Genomic DNA, 826 nt, shown 5'->3' on the forward strand with positions numbered 1-826 from the left:
GACAGCGGCGATGATGTCGTGGGGGTCGGCTTTCCAGACGAAGGGACGCGGATCCTCGTTGTGCTCTTTGATGAAGCGGTTGATGGCTGCCTGCAGGTCTACAACGGAATGGAATACGCCGTTTTTCAGCCTCCGCCGGGTGAGCTTGGCAAAGAAACCCTCGACGGCATTGAGCCATGAGCACGACGTGGGCACGAAGTGGAAGGTCCAGCGCGGGTGCCTTGCCAACCAGGCACGGACCTTGGGTTGCTTGTGGGTCGCGTAATTGTCCAGGATCACGTGGATGGCCTTGTCTGCGGGCATCTCGGCTTCGATGGCGTTCAGGAAGCGGATGAACTCCTGATGCCGGTGGCGCTGCATGTTGCGGCCGATCACGGAGCCATCCAGGACATTGAGCGCGGCAAACAAGGTTGTGGTCCCGTTACGCTTGTAGTCGTGCGTCATGGTTGCCCCGCGACCGCGCTTGAGCGGCAAGCCCGGTTGGGTGCGGTCGAGCGCCTGGATCTGGCTCTTTTCGTCGACGGACAACACGATGGCGTGGGCAGGCGGCGAGACATAGAGCCCGACGACGTCGTGAAGCTTCTCGGCGAAAGCCTTGTCGTTCGACAGCTTGAAGCTGCGCCACCGATGAGGCGCCAGGCCGTGGTCATGCCAGATCTTCACAACCGATGATGCCGCGATACCAATGGCTTTGGCCATCGCCCGCACCGTCCAATGGGTGGCCTCATGGCTGGGTGGTTCCAGCGTCAGCGCAACGACCTTGTCGACCAAAGCCGCATCGAGAGGCGCGATCCCCGGAGGTCGGGTCTTGTCGCGCAGCAGCCCA

At 62.0% G+C, this 826-nt stretch carries 1 protein-coding gene; it reads right to left on the reverse strand.

What is annotated here, in order from left to right; translation table 11 throughout:
* Positions 1–826 (reverse strand): IS630 family transposase (locus tag FMM79_RS00345; RefSeq protein ID WP_148625103.1); only part of this gene is annotated, 826 nt, incomplete at both ends.

It is taken from the genome of Novosphingobium sp. BW1, from assembly GCF_008107685.1.
GTDB lineage: Bacteria > Pseudomonadota > Alphaproteobacteria > Sphingomonadales > Sphingomonadaceae > Novosphingobium.